This window comes from Candidatus Poriferisodalis sp., from assembly GCF_965204195.1.
In the GTDB taxonomy this organism is placed as follows: Bacteria; Actinomycetota; Acidimicrobiia; order Acidimicrobiales; family Poriferisodalaceae; genus Poriferisodalis.
Map to the genome: position 1 here is coordinate 1,041,437 of NZ_OZ241975.1, position 19,427 is coordinate 1,060,863.

19 protein-coding genes are annotated in these 19,427 nt (G+C 65.7%); 6 read left to right on the forward strand and 13 right to left on the reverse strand.

Features of this window, described 5'->3' with window-relative positions; genetic code table 11:
- Positions 1–12 precede the first annotated feature (12 nt).
- Entirely contained in the window at positions 13–531 is a 519-nt protein-coding gene (locus ACOGI8_RS04635; protein WP_323672043.1) for a UGSC family (seleno)protein, read from the reverse strand.
- Positions 532–649: 118 nt separating this feature from the next.
- Positions 650–2,170 (reverse strand): thioredoxin family protein, encoded by a 1,521-nt coding sequence (locus ACOGI8_RS04640; protein WP_419855721.1) that lies wholly within the window; start codon positions 2,168–2,170, stop codon positions 650–652.
- Positions 2,171–2,237: 67 nt separating this feature from the next.
- On the opposite strand from ACOGI8_RS04640, the gene ACOGI8_RS04645 reads away from it, so the two are divergent.
- Positions 2,238–2,732, forward strand: a complete 495-nt coding sequence (locus ACOGI8_RS04645; RefSeq protein ID WP_419855722.1) for a flavin reductase family protein — start codon at positions 2,238–2,240, stop codon at positions 2,730–2,732.
- Between the two features lie 68 nt (positions 2,733–2,800).
- Positions 2,801–3,175 (forward strand): MauE/DoxX family redox-associated membrane protein, encoded by a 375-nt coding sequence (locus ACOGI8_RS04650; RefSeq protein WP_419855723.1) that lies wholly within the window; start codon positions 2,801–2,803, stop codon positions 3,173–3,175.
- Positions 3,176–3,266: 91 nt separating this feature from the next.
- Here the strand turns inward: ACOGI8_RS04650 and ACOGI8_RS04655 are convergent, their stop codons facing one another.
- Positions 3,267–5,447: a S9 family peptidase gene (locus tag ACOGI8_RS04655; RefSeq protein WP_419855724.1), complete on the reverse strand. Its 2,181-nt coding sequence runs from the start codon at positions 5,445–5,447 to the stop codon at positions 3,267–3,269.
- 73 nt (positions 5,448–5,520) lie between these two features.
- On the opposite strand from ACOGI8_RS04655, the gene ACOGI8_RS04660 reads away from it, so the two are divergent.
- Positions 5,521–6,039 (forward strand): gamma carbonic anhydrase family protein, encoded by a 519-nt coding sequence (locus tag ACOGI8_RS04660; protein WP_419855725.1) that lies wholly within the window; start codon positions 5,521–5,523, stop codon positions 6,037–6,039.
- Positions 6,040–6,296: 257 nt separating this feature from the next.
- Here ACOGI8_RS04660 and ACOGI8_RS04665 read toward each other — a convergent pair whose 3' ends face one another.
- On the reverse strand, positions 6,297–6,530 hold the full coding sequence (locus ACOGI8_RS04665; protein WP_419855726.1) for a hypothetical protein: 234 nt from the start codon (positions 6,528–6,530) through the stop codon (positions 6,297–6,299).
- Between the two features lie 173 nt (positions 6,531–6,703).
- Here ACOGI8_RS04665 and ACOGI8_RS04670 point away from each other — a divergent pair, with 173 nt between their 5' ends.
- Positions 6,704–7,609 carry an LLM class F420-dependent oxidoreductase gene (locus tag ACOGI8_RS04670; RefSeq protein ID WP_419855727.1) on the forward strand — a complete coding sequence of 302 codons (906 nt, stop codon included), beginning with the start codon at positions 6,704–6,706 and terminating at the stop codon, positions 7,607–7,609.
- A gap of 39 nt (positions 7,610–7,648) precedes the next feature.
- Here ACOGI8_RS04670 and ACOGI8_RS04675 read toward each other — a convergent pair whose 3' ends face one another.
- The 9 genes from ACOGI8_RS04675 to ACOGI8_RS04715 all read right to left on the reverse strand — a co-directional run bounded on the left by ACOGI8_RS04675 (position 7,649) and on the right by ACOGI8_RS04715 (position 16,826).
- On the reverse strand, positions 7,649–7,909 hold the full coding sequence (locus ACOGI8_RS04675; RefSeq protein WP_419855728.1) for a DUF4160 domain-containing protein: 261 nt from the start codon (positions 7,907–7,909) through the stop codon (positions 7,649–7,651).
- A 2-nt stretch (positions 7,910–7,911) separates the two neighbouring features.
- Entirely contained in the window at positions 7,912–8,211 is a 300-nt protein-coding gene (locus ACOGI8_RS04680) for a DUF2442 domain-containing protein (RefSeq protein ID WP_419855729.1), read from the reverse strand.
- 263 nt (positions 8,212–8,474) lie between these two features.
- Positions 8,475–8,732: a superinfection immunity protein gene (locus ACOGI8_RS04685; RefSeq protein ID WP_419855730.1), complete on the reverse strand. Its 258-nt coding sequence runs from the start codon at positions 8,730–8,732 to the stop codon at positions 8,475–8,477.
- Positions 8,733–8,918: 186 nt separating this feature from the next.
- Entirely contained in the window at positions 8,919–9,227 is a 309-nt protein-coding gene (locus ACOGI8_RS04690; RefSeq protein WP_419855731.1) for a type II toxin-antitoxin system PemK/MazF family toxin, read from the reverse strand.
- Complete coding sequence (locus ACOGI8_RS04695; protein ID WP_419856364.1) at positions 9,214–9,465, reverse strand: ribbon-helix-helix protein, CopG family; 252 nt, start codon at positions 9,463–9,465, stop codon at positions 9,214–9,216. Before ACOGI8_RS04695 ends, ACOGI8_RS04690 begins: the two co-directional genes overlap by 14 nt.
- A 190-nt stretch (positions 9,466–9,655) precedes the next feature.
- Positions 9,656–10,207 (reverse strand): RDD family protein, encoded by a 552-nt coding sequence (locus tag ACOGI8_RS04700; protein WP_419855732.1) that lies wholly within the window; start codon positions 10,205–10,207, stop codon positions 9,656–9,658.
- Positions 10,208–10,432: 225 nt separating this feature from the next.
- A complete protein-coding gene (locus ACOGI8_RS04705; RefSeq protein ID WP_419855733.1) occupies positions 10,433–10,786 on the reverse strand; it encodes a DUF2442 domain-containing protein in 354 nt (117 codons plus the stop codon).
- Between the two features lie 144 nt (positions 10,787–10,930).
- Complete coding sequence (locus tag ACOGI8_RS04710) at positions 10,931–14,251, reverse strand: cell wall-binding repeat-containing protein (RefSeq protein WP_419855734.1); 3,321 nt, start codon at positions 14,249–14,251, stop codon at positions 10,931–10,933.
- 25 nt (positions 14,252–14,276) lie between these two features.
- Entirely contained in the window at positions 14,277–16,826 is a 2,550-nt protein-coding gene (locus ACOGI8_RS04715) for a cell wall-binding repeat-containing protein (protein ID WP_419855735.1), read from the reverse strand.
- A gap of 114 nt (positions 16,827–16,940) precedes the next feature.
- Here ACOGI8_RS04715 and sufB point away from each other — a divergent pair, with 114 nt between their 5' ends.
- Complete coding sequence (gene sufB / locus ACOGI8_RS04720) at positions 16,941–18,353, forward strand: Fe-S cluster assembly protein SufB (RefSeq protein WP_419855736.1); 1,413 nt, start codon at positions 16,941–16,943, stop codon at positions 18,351–18,353.
- Positions 18,353–19,423, forward strand: a complete 1,071-nt coding sequence (locus ACOGI8_RS04725; RefSeq protein ID WP_419855737.1) for an HpcH/HpaI aldolase/citrate lyase family protein — start codon at positions 18,353–18,355, stop codon at positions 19,421–19,423. The genes sufB and ACOGI8_RS04725 overlap by 1 nt, the downstream gene beginning before the upstream one ends.
- Positions 19,424–19,427 lie beyond the last annotated feature (4 nt).

Consider the following 19,427-nt stretch of genomic DNA (forward strand, 5'->3'; position numbering starts at 1 on the left):
CGAGCTCGTAGCTCAAGCGGCTACGAGCTGTTCGATCAGCTCGTCAAAGGCCTTGTCGGCGATGGCGACCATCTCGTCGTCGGTGCGGTCCTGGATGGGATGCTCCACCCACACGGCCGCCGGATCGAAGCCGAGCGCCTTGCCCTGTACCTCGGCGCCGTCGACGAACTGGACGGTGGCGACGAATACCGACGGGATGCCGCGGCGTTCCAGATCAGCGATGTCGTGCACACTGCACGACGTGCAGCTGCCTCAATCGGCTAGCGCTTCGATCACCACGTCGCACTTGGTGGCGATCTCGTGGCGCAGGTCGACCGGGGCCGGTTTGGTGAACGTGGGCTTGGAGTAGCGCTCGACGCGCAGGCCCCGCTCGGTCAGCCGTTCCTCGAGCCGGTTCAGGAAGCGATCGCCGCGGGGCTTGCTGATGTCCAGCAGGCCCACGGTGAGGCCGTCCAGCGAATCGGGCCGGGTGACCCGTTCACGATGGGCCGGTGCCGCTTCGTTCGTCGGGTCCAAGACGACAGTGCTCATGTGGTCCCCCCTGTGTTGGATCCGGTGGGCACGTCCTGATCGACTGTAGCCGCCCCAGGCCCAAGCGGCCTGTGAGCGGAGCGAACAAGAGCGGCAAGCGCAGGCCCAGGTGGCCCTGCTAGCGCCAGGGATCGATCTCGACGCACACGGGCTGAGCGCCCACCTCGCCGTTCACCCAGCCGCCGATCACGGCCGAGAACAACCCTGCTCCGCCGCCGCAGTGCACCAGGTGCAGGCCGCCCTCACGGAACTTCGGCAGGTCGGCCTCGGCCAGGAACTCGGGGACGCCTTCGGCGATGCCGCCAGCGCCGCGCGCCAGCTCAGAGCCGGGGCGGGTCGTCAGCTCGTTGATTCGCTCGGCAGTCTGCTGGCGGGTCCAGCCGCTGTCGATGAACACACGTGAATGGTCCGGCGCCACCGCCAGGATCGCATCGAAGCCCAGCACCAGCTTCGGATGGTGGATTGCATTCAGCGCTGCCGCCATGGTGCGGGCCAGCGACTCGGGATCGCGAGAGAGCTGGTCGACCACCGAGCGAGGCGCCTCGCCTGGGAAGGCCGTCACGGTGTTGGTGCCGGTCTGGAAGCCGAAGTCGGTGCACAGTGGGTCCCAGCCGGCGCCGCTGCCTTCGCTGCTGCCTTCTTCCGAGGCCTCATCCTCGCCTTCGATTTCGGCGAAGCAGAAGCCCACCTTGCCGGGCTGGCCGAGCGCTGCCCGGTCTACCTCGCCGGGGCGCCCGCCGCCCACGTTGCGCACGATGAGCTGCACCGCCCGCCCGATCGTGCTGTTGGCCCGGTTGCCCTGGCCGAACACGTTGATCCCGTTGTTCATGCCGATCTGTCGGGCGATGGGCCCGTTCACGATGAACACCGGCCCGACCGGCATGGTGGTGGCCAGCATCCCGTGCATATTGAACGTGTCGTTGCACACTGCGGTCAGCGCTGCCAGCACCACCGGGAGGTACTCGGGCCGGCAGCCGGCCATCACCGCGTTGACGGCAGCCTTCTCGACCGTGCAGTCGGCGAGGTCGGGTGCGACGTTGGCCACCACCTCGTCGGGGGAACGCGACGTTCCCGCCAGCATCGCCGCCACTCGCTCAGCCGTGGGCGGCACCAGCGGCAGCCCGTCCGACCAGCCCCGGTCGAACATCGCCTCGTGGAGGTCTTCCTGACTGCCGAATTCGACCCGACGAGCGCTCAGGCCCGAGCTGCCGAAGCGAGCCTCCAGGGCGTCGACGTGAGCCGGATCGACCGAGAGCGAACCGCAGCCGGGCCGGTGTTCGGGCAGGCTGGCGCCCAAGCTGTCGAGCCCGGTGAACGATTCCCACTCGGGCCGGGACCAGCCCACGATGCGCCCGGCTTCGCCTCCGTCGGCGAACCGCATCAGCGTCGGCACCGTCCCGATGTCGTGATGCCACGAGAAGCCAAGGTCGGCGTCGTGCACCCTGGCTGCGACTGCCTCGGGAAAGGCGGGATCGTCCTGGGTGAACACGGTCAGCGAGCCCCGGGCTTCGATGTCGGCCAGCACCGGCTCGATCAGCTCGCACGTGGGGCAGTCCCGCTTCACCACGGCCACCAAGCCGTTCCGCGGCGCGCTCGCCGCCGCTTTGTCGGCCGTGTTCCCGTCAGCGCTCGAAGCCATGGCCGGAGGCTATATGTGGCTTGCCGGGGGCGGCCCGGGCGGGGTTCGGCTGTCTAGGGTTGGCGCCGTGACTGACTCGAGCGACCAGCCCTCCATCGACAGCAGGCTCTTCCGGGATGTGCTGGGGCATTTCCCGACGGGCGTCACCGCCGTCACCGCCGTGAACGAGGGTCGGCCGGTCGGCATGGCCATCGGCTCGTTCACTTCGGTGTCGCTCGACCCGCCGCTCGTCGCGTTTCTGCCCACCAAGGACTCGACGACGTGGAACGACATCCGTGCCGCGGGCAGCTTCTGCGTGAACATCATGGCCCAGGACCAGATGGCCACCTGTGGCGTGATGGCCAGCCGGGCCGACGACAAGTTCGCCGATGTCGGGTGGCGGCCCGGGCCCACCGGTGCGCCGATCATCGAGGGCTCAATCGGTTACATCGACTGCACCATCGAAGCCGTGCACGACGGCGGCGATCACGACATCGTCGTGGGGCGTGTCGTCGATCTCGAGGTGCTCGATGCGAAAGACCCCCTGCTGTTCTGGAAGGGTGGCTACGGCACCTTTGTGTGACGGCCGGCTGATGGGCGGGCAGCGGTGATCAGCGCCGTCGTCTGCACCGCACTGGGTGTGCTGCTCCGGTGATCAGCGCCATCGCCCGCATAGCGCTCGGCGTGCTGTTCCTGGGGTCGGGAGCGCTGAAGCTGCGCGACCCGTCATGGCCGGGCGCCGCCCGTGCAATGGGCGCACCCCGTTGGACAGTTCCGTTCATCGCTCCGGTCGAGATCGTGCTGGGGGCGGGGTTGGCGGCGGGAGTTGCCGAGCCATGGCCGGCGTGGCTGGCGCTCGGGCTGCTGGTTGTGTTCACCGCAGCCTTGGCGCGGGTGCTGCAGCGCCCGCGCGACGAGCGCCCCGCCTGCGCGTGCTTCGGCCGTTGGTCGTCCAAACCCGTCGGCGCCGGTTCGCTGCTGCGCAACGGCCTGCTGGCCGCATTCGCTGTGCTGGCGCTGATCTAGGCCGTCTCTGCCAGCTGTCTGTGCGCGCGTGGCGAACGCCAGCTGTGCTGTCTGCGCGTGGCTTAGGCCACCCGTGCTGTCTGCGCGCGGCTTACGCCACGTCGAGCACATCACAGATGAACGCCAGGATGAACGCCTCATCGCGCCAGGCGTCGTAGCGGCCTGATGGCCCGCCGTGGCCGGCGCCCATCTCGGTGCGCAACAGGATCGGCTCGGTCGAAGTGGTCGTCGCCCGCAGTTTGGCCACCCACTTGGCAGGCTCCCAGTACTGCACCCGCGGATCAGTCAGCCCAGCGGTGACCAGCAGAGCTGGGTGGTCGGCCGGCTCGACATTCTCGTAGGGCGCATATGACCGGATCGTCTCGAACGCCGCCGGGTCGGTCGGGTCGCCCCACTCGTCGTACTCGGTGACAGTCAAGGGGATGGCCGGGTCGAGCATCGTGTTCAACACGTCGACGAAGGGCACCTCGGCTACCACCCCGCAGAACAGCTCCGGGTGGCGGTTCACCATCGCCCCCATGAGCAGGCCGCCGGCGCTGCCGCCCCGGGCGCAGATCCGGTGGGGGTTCGCCCATCGGGCCGCAGCCAAGTGTCGGGCACAGGCGGCAAAGTCATCGAACGTGTTGTGCTTGCTGTCCAGCTTGCCGCCCTCGTACCAGGCCCGCCCCAACTCGCCGCCGCCGCGCACGTGGGCCATGGCGAACAGCACGCCCCGATCCAGCAGCGACAGCCGGGCCGTCGAGAACGACGCCGGCATGCCGATCTCGTAGGCCCCGTAGCCGTAGAGCAGGCAGGGCGCTGGCCAGCTCACTGCGCTGGGCTTCCACACCAGGCTGATCGGCACCGCCGTGCCGTCGGGCGCCGTGGCGGTGATGCGCTCGGTGGTGTACGCCGTCAGGTCAACATCGCCGAGCACCGGCAGCTGGTCGAGCAGTTCTCGCTCGCCGCTGTCTAAGTCGAGCTCGAAGATCGACGGCGGCGTCACCATCGACGTGTAGCCGAATCGGTAGCGGCGGGTGTCGAATTCGGCATTCGCCCCGCCACCGGCCTCGTAGACCGGCTCTGGCATCTCGATCTCAAATGCAGGGCCAAGCTCGCCCGAATCTGCACCGTTCGGACCCAACCCGCTCGGCTGGGCATCACGAGTGTCGTGAATTCGTAGCCGGACCAAACCGTTCTGGCGCTCGTGAACCACCACGAAATCCTGGAAACAGTCCATGCCATCGATGCGGATGCCGTCACGTGCGCCAATCAGCTCACGCCATGTATTGCCTTCGCCCGGGGCATCGCTTCTGGCCGATTCGTCGTCGGCGTCAGGGGATTCGCCCGTAGCCGGTGCATCGCTTGCACTGGGCACGGGGGCCTCCACTAACCGGAAATCCAGCGCGCCGTCGTTCGTCACGATGAGCAGCCGGTCGCCCTGGTGATCGACGCCATACTCGATGCCCTCGCTGCGTGCCCGCACCACCAGCGGCTCGACAGCGGGCCGATCAGCGTCCACCAGCCGGTGCTCCGAAGTGATCTTCGACTGCGAACCGATCACCACGAAGCGCTCGCTGCTGGTAGCGCCCACGCCCACCCAGAACCGCTCATCGTCTTCTCGGTAGGCCTCGACATCGCCGGCGGGGTCGGTGCCTACGGCATGGCGGATGACCCGGTTTGGGCGCTGGGCGTCGTCGGTGCGCACGGCGAACAGCGTCGAGTTGTCGTTGGCCCACACCAGCCCGTAGCTGAGCTCGGCGAGTCCGCACCCCGCTGCGGGCACGTCGGGGCCGTCCAGCACCTCACCGGTCGCGATGTCGACCACCGTCAGCGTGTACTTCTCGTCGCCGTCGGTGTCGGTGGTGTAGGCGAGCAGGCGGTGATCGGGGCTGACGGCCAGGTCGCCGACGGCGAAGTACTCGTGGCCCTCGGCCAACTCGTTCTCGTCGAGCAGCACCACCTCGTCATCGTCGGTGCCGCCCCGGGGGCGCCTCACATGGATGACGTACTGCAACCCCTCCACGGTGCGAGCCCGGTATTCCCAGTCGTCCTTCGGCGTCGGCAACGACTGGTGGGTTTCCTTGGTGCGGGCCTTGATCTCGCCGAAGATCTGCTCCCGAAGATCCGCCAGGTGGACAGTCGCGGCTTCCGTATAGGCATTCTCGGCCTCGAGATACTCCCGCACCGCGGGGTCGTCCCGATCACGCAGCCAGTGCCAGGGGTCGTCGGTCTCAGTGCCGTGAATGCGCCGCACGTGCGGCCGCTGCGGTGCCACCGGAGCCTGCGTCATGGAGCCCGCACCGTACCGCCCGAGCTGCGTCGATCACTCCGTCAATTCGGAGGCTGACCACTAGCGTGGCGGCGTGCCGATATACGCGCTTGGCGACTACGAGCCCGACATCCATCCCGACGCCTTCGTGATGCCCGAGGCGATCATCATCGGGCGGGTGACGATTGGCCCGGAGGCGTCGATCTGGTCGGGCGCGGTGCTGCGCGGCGACGACAACGACATCTTCGTCGGCGGAGGAACTTCCATTCAGGACAACGCCGTGCTGCACGTGACCCCCGAATGGTCGACCACCGTGGGGGAGCGCTGCACCATCGGCCACCTGGCCCACATCGAGGGCGGTGTGGTGCACGACGAGGCCTTGGTAGGCACGGGAGCGATCGTGCTGCACGACGCCGAGATCGGCGAGCGAGCGCTGGTGGGAGCCGGGGCCGTCGTGCCAGGCGGCATGAAGGTCCCGCCGGGCACCATCGCAGTCGGCACGCCCGCCAAGATCCGCGACGGCGTCGACACCGAGCCGCTGATCATGCCCGGCGTGCAGAACTACCTCGACCGCCGCGTCCGCTACATGGGCGAACTCCGCCGCCTCGACTGACCGGCCCTTAGCTGGAGGATTTGTCGCTGGCCGCCGGCAGCGTCCCGCATTCGCCTACGTGCGCACTTGCCGAGTTTCGCTCCATTGCCTCAATCCAGTCGGACCAATCTTCGGTGGGTCCCCAATCGGCAATGAGTGCGAGCGATACCTCGGCCGCAGTCACAGGCTGCGTCGTGTATCGCTGGGCGTCCTGCACGGAAGTGGGCCGAGCAAGTCGTCGGTCCGACGTTTCACGCATCAATCCGGTTCGCAGACCCTCAGTCGGCCGTTGCGAGCCCGGCGCCGGGCGCTGCGGCAGCGGCCTCAGCGGGCATCCCGATGCCGAGGAAGCCCTCGATGCGTGCGAGCCGTTCTTTGACGTCGGTCACGTCGGCGCGCAGCTCGGCGATCTCTCCCTTGAGCTCCTTGCGCAGGTTGTTGATGGAGCGTTGCTGGTGCCAGATGAGTGCCACGATGCCGACGACCAATGTGACGAATTGTGCAATGTCCATCGCACTCACGCTCCCCACGTCCTAGAAGTTACCACGGCACCATATTCGGCATTGCCGGGCGAAGCACGAGAATTAATAGAACATACTGAAATCTCTAACACCCCGGAGTCGAGTGCTCGCATCCCACGGCTGCCCTCGGCGCCGCCAATCCGGCGGCGGTAGCGTCACGGCCCATGAGCATGGGAAGCATCGACTTGGGACGCATCGGCATCTGGACGGGGGTGCTCGACGCACTGCCGTCAGCGCAGGGCGTGGAGTTCGTGGCCGAAGCCGAGGAACTGGGCTACGGGGCGTTCTGGATCCCCGAGGCCGTCGGGCGTGACCCGTTCGTGGCCGCCGGCCGCCTGCTGGAAGGCACCAGCACCATCAAGATCGCCACCGGCATCGCCAACATCTACGCCCGCGACCCCATGACGATGGCCAACACGCTGCGCACCATCGACGAAGCCCACCCCGGACGGTTCCTGCTGGGCCTCGGCGTCAGCCATCACCACCTCGTCGAGTACATCCGAAAGCACGACTACTCCAAGCCGCTCAGCTACATGCGCGAGTACCTCGAGCGCATGGGCAAGGCCCGCTTCATGGCACACGGCCCCCAGGAGCTGCCCGAGATCGTGCTAGCGGCGCTCGGCCCGAAGATGCTGGAGCTGTCGGCCACCGCAACTGCCGGCGCCCACCCCTATTTCGTACCGCCCGAGCACACGGCAGTGGCCCGCGACACCATGGGCCCCGACGCGGCGCTGTATCCCGAGCAGATGGCCATTCTCGACACGAATGCCGACTCGGCCCGTGCGCTGGCCCGCAAGAACATGGCCATCTATCTGGGTCTGCCGAACTACGCCAACAACCTGCTGCGGCTGGGCTTCACCCAGGCCGACATCAACGGCGGCCCCGACGGCGGCCCGTCCGACAAGCTGGTCGACGCCATCGTGGCCTGGGGCAGCGAAGACGACGTCAAGGCCCGTGTCGACGCCCACTTCGACGCCGGCGCCGACCACGTTTGCGTGCAGGTCCTGGCCGAGGACCCCCAAGCTGCATTCGACGGCTGGCGCCGCCTCGCCCCCGCCCTGCTCAGCTGAGCCCTCCAGACCGCCGGTCTGTGCAGCCCGCATGGATCGCTAATCCAGCGGCGCGATTCCTGCCGGGGCTCGGCCGCTGCGAAGTGCGTCCCAGGCTGCGCGGAGTTCGGCACGGTGCATTACTGACCACTCGTCCACCATGTCCTGTGCGCGTCGAGGAAGCGATCCGCGCATGACTTGAAGGCTCTCGACGTCGACCAGCACTTCGTGCTCGCCGTACCGGGCGTGGAAGTGCGGCGGTGGGTGATCCCGGGCATACATCGTGATCACGATGCCGAAGAATCGGCTGAGTTCTGGCACTGTTAGCTGGCTGCTGCTGCGCTTGAGTCGCTGCGGAGGTCGTCGAAGGACCGGCCAGTCAGGTCCAGGTACAGGCTGTGCGGGCAGACATCGACCTTGTCGCCATCGCCCCACGCCACAGCGCCGCTATCCGGCACGATGTGAGCGCTACGCCAATAGGTCGAATCCGACCATGAAGAGAAGATGCCGCCTGTCTCGGCGCTGTCGGAGAGGTCGACCTCGCCGGCCATGCCGTCATCGAAGCGCACCCAGATGACGTACGGCCTGCGGACCTCAAGTTCGACGACGTAGGGCGAAAGCACGACATCAAGCGTAGTGAAGGCACTCTCCGGTGCTGAATCTGTTTTCGACGGCTGGCGCTGCCACATCCAGAACAGTGACACGCGTGTGGTGAAGAAGCCTGCACACGCAAAGCACCGTGGGCCCGGCACGCAGCATCATCGTGAGGTGCACGCACGGAGCCTGGAGCATCAGCGCGATCGGATTGTGCCTCTCGCCGCTCTGACCGGGTGGTTGCTGCTGGTCGCCGTGGCGTGCCAGAGCGGCAGCCGGTGGGGCAGGTGCTTTATCGACGTAGATCCGGGTTCCACTGTGGGCGTGGCTTGCGGAGCGCCCAGACGAGGGCGACAATCCACCCGACGACGGTCCAACCAGCCAGGAAGTTGAGTACGGCGATCTGAGCTGCATCGGGATGCTCGCCTCTCTTGGCGATGATCGCCGGCAGCAGGTAGCCGACCAAGGCGGAGACGAGCAACAACGCCAAGCAGAAGTAGAAGGCTGCGGCTACCCAGACGGGGATTCCGTCGAGATTTGCCAGCAACATCACAAATGAGTTTATGCACGAGATCGTCACGGCATCTAGGACGACGCGGGCGTCGCCATGGGGTCTCGGCTCGGCATCCACAGGTTGCGGATTCGAGGCTGGTGCTGTTGTCGATGTCGATGAGACGGGTCGTCATGCGAGCCGGTAGATCCATGGCCGCGACTGTCAGATGCACCCCGCAGCGCTTCAGCAGCCGGCGGCGTCGCGCAGGCGGCGGCATGCTTGTTCCATGCGGCCTTCGCTGAGCTTGGTGACGAACCTGCGAAAGAGCGTGCGCTCGATGGTGTGAATGTTGTCGAAGCTGACGACGCAATCGCTCGGCACGCCGTCTTCGGTCGCGGTGAGTTCGAGTTCGGATACCAGCCCCCGCCTTGTCCTGGTGATCACAGCAACCACCACGGCGCCGATTCGGTCGGCCACAGGGTCCCGGGTGAGCACGAGGACCGGCCGGTCACCGTCAGGGGCTCGAGCGAACCAGACCTCACCGCGTTGCATCGAGCCAGTCGGACCAGTCCTCGGCTGGCCCCCAATCAGCTACTGCCCCAAGCGCGAGCTCTTCGTCGGTCAGCGGATGGGCTTCGTACAGCGCAACCTCATGCTCGGCAGCCAGCCGGGCAAGATGGCGGCGCAGCGCGTCGCGCATCAGCTCGGAGCGCTCGATACCGAGCCGCTCGGACCATTGCCGGACTCGGTTGACGTCGTCCTCATCGGCTCGGAAGCTCAGCATGGTCATCGTCATACGATCAACTCTATTTCGTATGACGACGCCCGTGAACCCCGGCCAGATCTTCGAGGCCGTGCGACGTGATCAGTGCCTGCTTCACAGCCCACGGCCCTAGGAGCTGCATGAGAACGTGCTGGCAGCGTTCGGCCCGAAGATGCCGGAGCTGTCAAACGACCGGTCAGTCAGTTGGCGCGCGTCGCTATTGCGATTGCTTGGCCACGACGACTGCACCTGCGATTTGATCGTGCCAACCGCGGTTGTCGGGGTTCCAGAGTGCGGGGATGGGGAAGATCAGCCCGAGAAGCAGCCCCCACAGCGGATCCTCGATGCCTGCAACCGTCGCGATAGCAAGCCCGAGAGCTGCGGCACTAGGCGGCAAGATCGTTCGGACAAGAGCCTTGGGGTACGAGATCCTCTGCCCATTGTCGAAGCGCACGATCTCGATGCCAGAACGGCGCATTCCTGGCGATTGACCAGTGACTACCAACCGATAAACACGGTGAAAGACGTAGCCAGCCCCCGCGCAGATTGGAACGAGCCACATCACGGCCAATTCTTCCGAGCTGTGGCCACAACAAACGGGGCTGCCGTATGTGGCGTACCAGTACACAACAAGGAAGATCAATACCGGGACAAACACGACCATCAGCATCAACGAGTCGAACACCCAAGCACCCATGCGCGCAAAGAGATCGGGGTACTCCGCGCCCTTGTCGTTCTCAGGCATCCGTTCCGGTTCATCAGCGGCCATGGCCAACTCGCCTGATTTTGGACAGCAGGACTACTTGGCTCGCTGTCGCCGCCGCCCCAGTCCAGCGCTCGCCCGACGAGAGCGCCGTCCACTCCGAAGCGCCATCCCGAGCCCTCGCCAACGCCGCGAGCAATGAACACCGCGGCTGCAGGCGGCATGGCCGTTCGCCCCTGATGCGCATGAGCGCGTTTGATCGAGTCAATGAACCAAGCCCCGCGGCTGACTCTACAGCTCTGCCGTTCCCCGGTATTGGCGTGCTCCGTGTCCCGAGCTATTCGAGCGACGCGAGCCCTGCTGGGCTCGGCCGCTGCGGAAGTCGTCGAACGACCGGCCAGTCAGGTCCAGGTACAGGCTGAGCGGGCAGACATCGACCTCGCTGCCGTCGCCCCATGCGACTGCGCCGCTGTCGGGAACGATGTGAGCGCTGCGCCAATAGGCCGCGTCGGACCAAGCAGAGAAAATGCCGCCCGTCTTGGCGCTGTCGGAGAGGTCGACCTCGCCGGCCGTGCCGTCATCGAAGCGCACCCAGATGGCGTAAGGCCGGCGGACCTCAAGCTCGACGACGCAGGGCGAGAGCACGCTGTCAAGCGTATTGAAGGCGCTTTCCGGTGCTGAATCTGCTCTCGACGGCTGGCGCTGATCCGCTCTTGTCGTGCCCTGAGCGCTGGGCTTGTTCAGCGGCGAGATTGCAGAGCACGGCGACACGCCGGAGGCCGCACAGGGTCAGGAGTAGGGGGAGGTGTAGAGAGAGTGCTCGCCGGCAGCGAATATGCCCCTGACGGTCCATTCCACCCGAAAGCGAAACCACGAGGTGGTGTGGCGGCTGCGTGGCGGGTTGCTGAGGACAGGTGCCGCGACCTCGGTAGCGGCGTACAGGTCATACACACCGACCAAGGCGCCGTCCGATGCGACGTCGTTGAGGTACAGCAGACCCGACTTGCTGCTCAGTGAGTCGCTGCGCAGTGAGCCCCACCAGTCGTTCTCGGCTCCCCAATCTTCGATGAGAACCTGGAGGCCATCGGGAGAAAACCCGGCCGCTCTCAGCGAACTTCTGATGTCCGTCTTCAGCTCAAGCGGCAGCAGTTCTCGAGCCGCGACACGTGCGATGACCGGTGTCACGGCCAAGGCGGGACCGCTCCAGTCGTAAGCGAGGTAGAGCCGACGTTCGCTGTCATCAGACCATTCGACGTCGGAAAGGTCCACCGCGACGCCGAACAGGCTTTCCGCATCGATTTGCCAGATGGTGTCGGTCTCCGTGTCGAGGATGAGGTGGTCCTCTTCGACAGTGCGATCTACGCCGTCTATGACCGTGTTGCGGTCATAGGCCAGGTATCTGCCGTTGGGTGACCATCCCCAGCCCGTGGAGTGCATGGCCTCAGTTGCGACGGCTTGTGGTTCGCTGGCGGAGACGTCGAACACATTCAGCTTGATGGGGTCTTCGCTGCGGTAGCGGCAAGGGCCACGGCGGTCATAGAACACGTACCCGCTGCCGGACGGGAATGCCAGGTGGTCGCCGTCGGGCGAGAGATCAAAGCCCGATTCATAGCCGCCATCGACGATGAACCCGTCGAACTTGAGCTGTGCCGAGCGTCGGCTCTCTACATGCACGATGTGAGCCGCGATGTGTGGCACGCCGCTTGGCTGCTCTTGTGATGGCGAGAGACCGCCGCACCCACCTGCCTTCAATTCGGCGATGCTCTGAACGGTGTACAGCAGCCGGTTGCCTGTCGGCAGCCACTGTTGTGCCATGTGGTGATGCTCGTTCGACTGGTTGTCGGTGATCTGTGCCACATCGCCCGACTCGACTTCAAGGGCGTACAGCGAGTGGCCGGCGTGCCTCCCGGCCTGTGCCCGAAAGGCCAGGTAGCTGCTGTCAGGCGACCATGTCGGGTCGTAGCCGCTCAGGCTGGCCCCGCTCGCAGCGCGGGGTCTCGGGCCGCTGATGTCATACACCGAGATCGAGGGTGTGCCGACGCCATCATGCGAGCAGCGCCACAGCTCGAATGAGAGCGCATCTGCATGCTCGGGCGCGAACTTGTATGCCTGATGGCTCTTGATGGCGACGAATCTGCCGTCGGGCGAGAACTGGAACGGTTCGTTGACGAGGTAGCTGCCGTGGGGCAGGGGGTCGGTCTGTCCCGTCGCAACGTCGAGGACGTGAGCCCGTTGCTGTGGGGCGTTGTCACACTCGCTGCCGAACGCTGCGGGTCGGGCGTAAGCCTGCGCCCGCTTCTCCTCAGTGGTGTCCGCCTGAGGCCCGGGATTGTCGAGCTGGGCGATGGTGACGTGGGTGTAGATGAGTCGCCGCCCATCAGCCAGCCAGTTAGCGCTAACGACGTGATGGGTGTCGTCGGTGGCGTTGTGCGTGAGTTGTCTGACCTCGCCTGAGTCGACATGGAAGGCGAACAGCGAGTGTCCGGCGTGGTCCTCGGTGGGGCCGCGGAACACGATGTACTCACGTCCGGGGGAGGGCACGGGGTCGATCCATCCGTCTTGAATCAGCGGTACGTACCAAGACGAATCAGGCCACTGGAGCCAAGTCGGAACGGATGGTTGGAGCCGCGCAGTGCCGCTGCGAAGGTCGAGTACGTAGGAGTTGCGAATGCCGTCGTCGACATCCGCAGGTGCGCCCCAGGCCAAGTACTCGACCTGCGCGTGCGCAAGCGGGGTGCCGCCCAGGATGCCGGTGAAGGTGAGGGCCGTGTGGTCGGAGGTCCACCGCACATCGGTGATGCCGCTGAAGCCGGCGTCGAGCAAGTAATGGGTGGGCTGGTGGTGCTCGTCGAGCACGACGATGTGCTGGCCGTCGCCGTCGGGGTTGTCTGCGACGGTGGCCATGCGTACCGGCGGGTGCTGGATGGCTGCCGGGTCGATGGTGACTTCGTCACCGATGAGATGCCACCTCGGCTCGATACCGGTGCGGTGGCGATGCAGGTACAGGTGATTCTGGGTGACGGGCGCGAGCCGGTCCCCATCGGTGAACAGCAGCGGGATGCACTGCTGGCCCAACAGGGCGCCGACAGTGATCGCGAATTCCGGCCACTCGGCGGGAGCGAGACCGACCGTGTCGATTTCGGTGTCGGCGCATGCCGGCGCGGCGGCGAGCAGATCCATTGCCAGCACCGCGGTGTGATGGCGGTCGCTGCCGGCCAGGCGTGTCACCGAGGCGCCGGTGGCTTCGATGGCCTCCTCGACAGCGGACCCGACCGACAGCAGCCCGCCAGCTATCACCACATGATCGACATCGTGTGCGGCCAGGAATCCCTCGACATCAGCGTGCAGTTCACTTGGTGCTGTCAGGAGTATCGGATGCGGCCCCGCTGCGGCAAGCGGTCCCACTGCAACGGCATCGACGGCGCTCTGGTCGCTGGCGACGATCACCGTCCGGCCCAGTGCCCCGAACTCCGCGGGCTCACCCAGTCGCTGCGCAACGGCGACCGACACCGCTGCCGGACTGTCGCCCCACACGCGCTCGACATTGCGAGGCAGCATCCCCAGCCCGAACAGCACCGATGGCTCGTGATTCGGCAACCCCTCGGGATCACCGACCAGCACCACCCGGCGAACCCCAGCAGATCGCAGAAGCTCCACCAGCTCGGGCCGCGCTGTGGGCGATTGCAGCCCGCCTGGTGGCACTAGCACCACCGGCGCACCCAACGATGCGGCCAGCGGAGCGGCCACTGCGGCGTGAGCCCAGTGCTCGCCAGACGCCAGCACTACCCACGCTGAAGAGCCGCCGTTCAAGTCCACCAGCGCCTGCGCCACCTCGATCGACAGCGCATAGGCATCGGAACCTGCGTAGCGCACTACCTGCAAACCGCTTGGCGCGCTGTCGGGTTCAGCTTCGTTCTGCGTTTCGGCATCGGTAGCTGAGTCGCCGGCGTCAGCAGGCTCGTTTGCGGCGCCGGCGGGGGTGAGTGTCACGAGTGACGCGAGCAAGGTGATTGCAGCGAGTGCCAGCATCCACGCAGAGCGGCCCTGACGATGGTGGCCGGAACGGCTGGCGCCGTCGTCGATCAGTGCCCCGGCGAGGTCATCACGCATGTCTCAGACAGCCTTCAACTTTCGGTCATCCGTCGCTGTCGGATGTTCGGAGGTAGTCGCAACGCCCGAGGACTCCGCTGGTGGTCCACTCGGCCGAGCAACCCTGAAGCTCCTGGTTGGCCGCAGTTTCGGTCGTGCGCCACTCGCTCTGGACAACCTGCCACTGACTGTGCATGATTCCGAATAGACGCAAGCCCGACTGAGGGTAGATGACCGCGAAATGCGAACCGTCCGGAGAAAGCATCGCCTTGTACCCGCAGCTGGAGCCGCTAACTGGAATGTCAATTGCGCGGTCATCTAGATCTTCATCACCACTCCGGTTAGTGCTGAGCCCTGAGATACGGCACCGCTCTTCTACAGAACGCCGCCCGAATAGGTCGTAACCCTGCACGTATAGGAATTCGTCATCCGTTGACCATCCCACTAGATCGCCCATGTAACGATGGAAGACGTCTTGGCTTGATTCGCCAACAGGGATCAGAACCTGGCCGCTTCCCGTCCCAAAATCATGAACTTGCAGGGACGGGTCGCTGTAGTATGCGATGCGTTGATTGTCGCGTGACCAAGACAGCGCGACTGTCCAATCCCACCGCGGAGATTCACCGCGGTGCGCGGCACACTCGGGGCAGTTTGACGGCGTCAACTGTTCAAGATTCTCGCCGTTATAGTCGGCAACGAATAAATCGTTCCATCTCCAGTCATTCAAGTCGGCGAGCGGCGTTCCGCTGAAGGCGATCCGTTCCCCATCACGCGACCATTGAGCCTCGAAGTACGCCGGCCTGAAATAGGTTCCATAAATCCGATACGATTGACCTGTATCCAGTTCGTATGTTTTCAGATTTACTTTTCTTGTGTATGGGAGCCCAGATGTAAAAGGAGTGCCCGAGTCGTAGTAACTGAAAGATCGACCGTTTGGATTCCACTGCTCCGGAGATTCTGTAACATCATTGTGAGTCAGACGATTGACGCCTTGAGTTGCGACATCGAAAACAAACAGCTCAGATGCGAATTCATGTCCTCCAAAATATTCTGCCCAGAATTCCGACACAGTGGAATCGTCGTCGATGAAAGCAGCAAAGAGAAGCAGCGAGCTGTTCGGCGACCACTCGACGCCGAGATCTGAGTCGAGACGAGGCACATAGTCTTCGTAGCGAAGCTCGAACAGCTCGCCGGTCTCGAGATTGACTACTCGAAGGTCGTGATTTGCGGCATGACGGTATGCGATCCAGCGACCATCAGGGGCCCACGACAACTGCTTGTTCCAGAAGCCCGGTCGTGCCGGGACAACCATCTCGGTGTCCGGGAGAGCCGTTTGATTGCCGTGCTCGTCAATGACAACGAGCACGACCTCGCGTTCACCGGATGGCTGTTCTGACATAACGCGCCACGCTGCGATCCGTACTGGAGGTACCGAGGGTCGCAAGATGCCATCAGCTATCTGTGTCTCGTCTGCGAAGGCCACGACGCGTGCCCCGCCGGGGCGGTGTGAAGCGAGGTAGAGGGCGTTGCGCTCATTCACAGCGAGCCGGCCCGACTCGGTGTAGCGCAGGGGCGTGCATACCGCGGCGAGCAGGGGGCCTGCGGTGAGAGCTTGTCCGGGGTGTTGGGCTGGAGCGAATCCGAGCCGTGTCGGTCCGCCAGCGCACTTCGGGGCGTCGGCGATGTGCTCATTGAACAGGTCAGCGGCGAGCTTGGCGGTCTCGGTGCGGTCTCGGCCTGCTAGCCGCGTCACGGCCACCCCAGCAGCCTCCATCGCGTCCTGGGTCTCGGGCGTCACTGCGACGGTGCCGCCGACCAGCACCACATGGGCGATTTCGTGTTCAGCGAGGTACGCCGAGATGCGTTGGTCGAGCGCATCGGGGGCGGTGAGCAGCAGCGGGAACGGTCCCGCAGCAGCCAACGGCCCGACCGCGACGGCGTCAGCAACGCTGCGGTCGCTGGCGATGATCACCGTGCGGCCCAGTCCTTCGAACTTCGCGGGAGTGCCGATCCGCTTGGCGACGGCAATTGAGGTTCCGACCGGATCGTCGTCATAGACGCGTTCGATGTTGCGGGGCAGCATTCCTAGCCCGAACAGGAGCGATGGCTCATGATTCGGCAGCACTACGGGGCTGCCGACGATCACCGCTCGCCTCGTGCCAGCAGAGCGCAGGAACGTCACCAGGTCGGACCGCGCCGTAGTTGATTGCAGTCCGCCGGGAGGCGCTAGCAGCACCGGAGCGCCAAGCGACGCCGCCAGCGGCCCGGCGACCGCCGCCTCGGCCCAGCTCTCGCCTGAGGCGAGCACCACCCACTCCGCAGCGCCGCCCCGAGCTTCTGCCAACGCCCCAGCCAACTCGATCGACAGCGCGTAGGGATCCGAGCCGTCGTACCGCACCACCTGCACGCCTGGCACGGACTCGCCCGGGTCTGCCTCAGTCGCTTCCGGCTCAGTCGTCTCGGAATCCTCATTCTGGGACGCGGTGGTCTGAGGGTTGCCGCTCTCACTGAGTGATTGGGCGCCAGCCGGAACGCCCAGCATCAATGTCGCCAAGAGCACGGCACCCCAGGCCGCCAGCCGGCCCCCAATCGGCATGAAGCGGACGCTAGTTGACATGAGGAATACTGCACTTGCGCGAGCGCCGTTCGCGGCCTAGCCGGTCGCCGTTCTGCCTATCGACAGTCTGCGCTGCGGCGTTAGGCTGAACACATGACCGACATCGCCGAGCCAACCGTCGGAATCGACCTCGGCAAATACAAGCTGGGGTGGAGCGACGAGGAGGACTACGTCTTCAAGCCGCGCAAGGGCTTGGACGAAGAGATCATCCGCGAGATGTCGAGTCTCAAGAACGAGCCGCAGTGGATGCTCGACTTCCGCCTGCGGGCCTACAAGACCTTCCTGCGCAAGCCCATGCCCAACTGGGGCGGCGACATGTCGGAGATCTACTTCGACGACATCTACTACTACATCAAGCCCACCGAGGGTCAGGTCGACGCCTGGGAAGAGCTGCCCGACTCGGTCAAGGACACCTACGAGAAGCTGGGCATCCCCGAGGCCGAGCGCAAGTACCTCGCCGGGGTCACCGCCCAGTACGAGTCGGAAGTGGTGTACCACCGCAACCGGGAAGACCTCGAAGCCCAAGGCGTGCTGTTCAGCGACATGGACTCCGCCGTCAAGGAGTACCCCGAGATCGTGCAGCGCTACTTCGGCACGATCATCCCCCCGGGCGACAATAAGTTCGCTGCGCTCAACTCGGCCGTGTGGTCGGGCGGGTCGTTCATCTACGTGCCGCCCGGCGTCGAGGTGGAGATGCCGCTGCAGGCCTACTTCCGCATCAACGCCGAGAACATGGGCCAGTTCGAGCGGACGCTGATCATCGCCGACGAAGGTGCCACGGTGCACTACATCGAGGGCTGCTCGGCACCCGTGTACACCACCGACTCGCTGCACTCGGCGGTCGTCGAGCTGGTGGCACTACCGGGCGGGCGCATCACCTACACCACCATCCAGAACTGGTCGAACAACGTGTTCAACCTGGTCACCAAGCGGGCCGCCGCCTACGACGAGGCCCACGTGGAATGGATCGACGGCAACATCGGCTCCCGGCTCACCATGAAGTACCCGGCCGTGTACCTGATGGGGCCCAAGGCCTCGGGCGAGGTGCTGTCGGTGGCGTATGCCGGCAACGGCCAGCACCAGGACGCCGGGGCCAAGATGGTGCACGCGGCGCCCGAGACCACGTCGAAGATCGTGTCGAAGTCGATCTCGAAGGACGGCGGGCGCACCACCTACCGCGGCCTTGTGCGGGTGGAAGACGGCATGAGCGGCTGCCGCAGCCACGTCCAGTGCGATGCGCTGCTGCTCGACCAGGACAGCCGATCGGACACCTACCCGTACCAGGAGATCGGCTCACGTGACGCCGAGATCGGCCACGAGGCCACGGTGTCGAAAGTGGCCGACGAGCAGCTCTTCTACCTGATGAGCCGCGGCCTGTCGGCCGAGCAGGCCATGGGAATGGTGGTGAACGGCTTCATCGAGCCGGTGACGCGCACGCTGCCGATGGAGTACGCCGTGGAATGGAGCCGGCTGATCGAGCTTCAGATGGAGGGATCGATCGGCTGATGCGCAGTCCAAAAGACTTCTTCGCCCCGCTGGCGCTCGGGGCGCCTGCTCCGCTGCGCGAGGTCCCCTTCCGGCCGTCTCGCATGATCCACTTCTTCGACCCGTCGAATGAGCGGATGCGGGCCAAGGTGCCCGACATCGCCCCCACCGTGGATGTGCTGCTCGGCAACCTCGAAGACGCCGTGTCGGCCGACAGCAAGGACGCCGCCCGTGCCGGGCTGATCGAGGTGGGCAAGGCGTGGGAGCGCGGTCACACGCAGCTGTGGACCCGGGTGAACAGCCTCGACTCGCCATGGTTCCTCGACGATGTCTGGGCGCTGTGCCACGAGATCGGCGACAAGCTCGACGTGATCATGGTGCCCAAGGTGGAAGGCCCCGAAGACATTCACTACGTGGACCGGCTGCTGGCTCAGCTTGAAGCCCGGGTGGGCATCGAGCAGCCGCTGCTGGTGCATGCGATCCTCGAGACGGCTCGCGGCGTGGCCAACGTGGAGTCGATCTGCCTGGCCAGCCCTCGCATGCAGGGGCTGTCGCTGGGGCCTGCCGACCTGGCCGCCGACCGCCGCATGAAGACCACCCGGGTGGGCGGCGGGCACCCCGGCTATCTCGTGCGCACCGATCCGGTGCCCGAGGGAGACGGCGACGCAGGCGACGGCGCTCGCACGGCCTTCCAGCAGGACCTGTGGCACTACACGCTGGCGCGCATGGTCGACGCCTGCGGCACCGCCGGGATCCTGCCCTACTACGGGCCGTTCGGCGACATCGCAGATCCCATCGGCTGCGAGGACCAGTTCCGCAACGCCTACCTGCTGGGCTGCGTGGGGGCGTGGAGCCTGCACCCCAGCCAGATCGCCATCGCCAAGCGAGTGTTCAGCCCCGAACCAGCCGAGGTGGCGTGGGCGCAGCGGGTGGTGACCGAGATGGGCGACGGCACCGGCGCCGTGATGATCGACGGCAAGATGCAGGACGACGCCACGGTGAAGCAGTGCCGGGTGGTGCTGCAGCTCGCTCGTGACCTGTCCGCGGCCGATCCCGAGCTCGCCGCCGCCTACGGGCTCGAGACTGCCTGAGAGA

Coding starts and splice junctions, on each gene's coding strand:
- ACOGI8_RS04640 (WP_419855721.1), bottom strand. CDS start 2,170: ATGGCTTCGAGCGCTGACGGGAACACGGCCGACAAAGCGGCGGCGAGC.
- ACOGI8_RS04655 (WP_419855724.1), bottom strand. CDS start 5,447: ATGACGCAGGCTCCGGTGGCACCGCAGCGGCCGCACGTGCGGCGCATT.
- ACOGI8_RS04665 (WP_419855726.1), bottom strand. CDS start 6,530: ATGGACATTGCACAATTCGTCACATTGGTCGTCGGCATCGTGGCACTC.
- ACOGI8_RS04670 (WP_419855727.1), top strand. CDS start 6,704: ATGAGCATGGGAAGCATCGACTTGGGACGCATCGGCATCTGGACGGGG.
- ACOGI8_RS04685 (WP_419855730.1), bottom strand. CDS start 8,732: ATGTTGCTGGCAAATCTCGACGGAATCCCCGTCTGGGTAGCCGCAGCC.
- ACOGI8_RS04690 (WP_419855731.1), bottom strand. CDS start 9,227: ATGCAACGCGGTGAGGTCTGGTTCGCTCGAGCCCCTGACGGTGACCGG.
- ACOGI8_RS04695 (WP_419856364.1), bottom strand. CDS start 9,465: ATGACCATGCTGAGCTTCCGAGCCGATGAGGACGACGTCAACCGAGTC.
- ACOGI8_RS04700 (WP_419855732.1), bottom strand. CDS start 10,207: ATGGCCGCTGATGAACCGGAACGGATGCCTGAGAACGACAAGGGCGCG.
- ACOGI8_RS04710 (WP_419855734.1), bottom strand. CDS start 14,251: ATGCGTGATGACCTCGCCGGGGCACTGATCGACGACGGCGCCAGCCGT.
- ACOGI8_RS04715 (WP_419855735.1), bottom strand. CDS start 16,826: ATGCCGATTGGGGGCCGGCTGGCGGCCTGGGGTGCCGTGCTCTTGGCG.
- sufB (WP_419855736.1), top strand. CDS start 16,941: ATGACCGACATCGCCGAGCCAACCGTCGGAATCGACCTCGGCAAATAC.
- ACOGI8_RS04725 (WP_419855737.1), top strand. CDS start 18,353: ATGCGCAGTCCAAAAGACTTCTTCGCCCCGCTGGCGCTCGGGGCGCCT.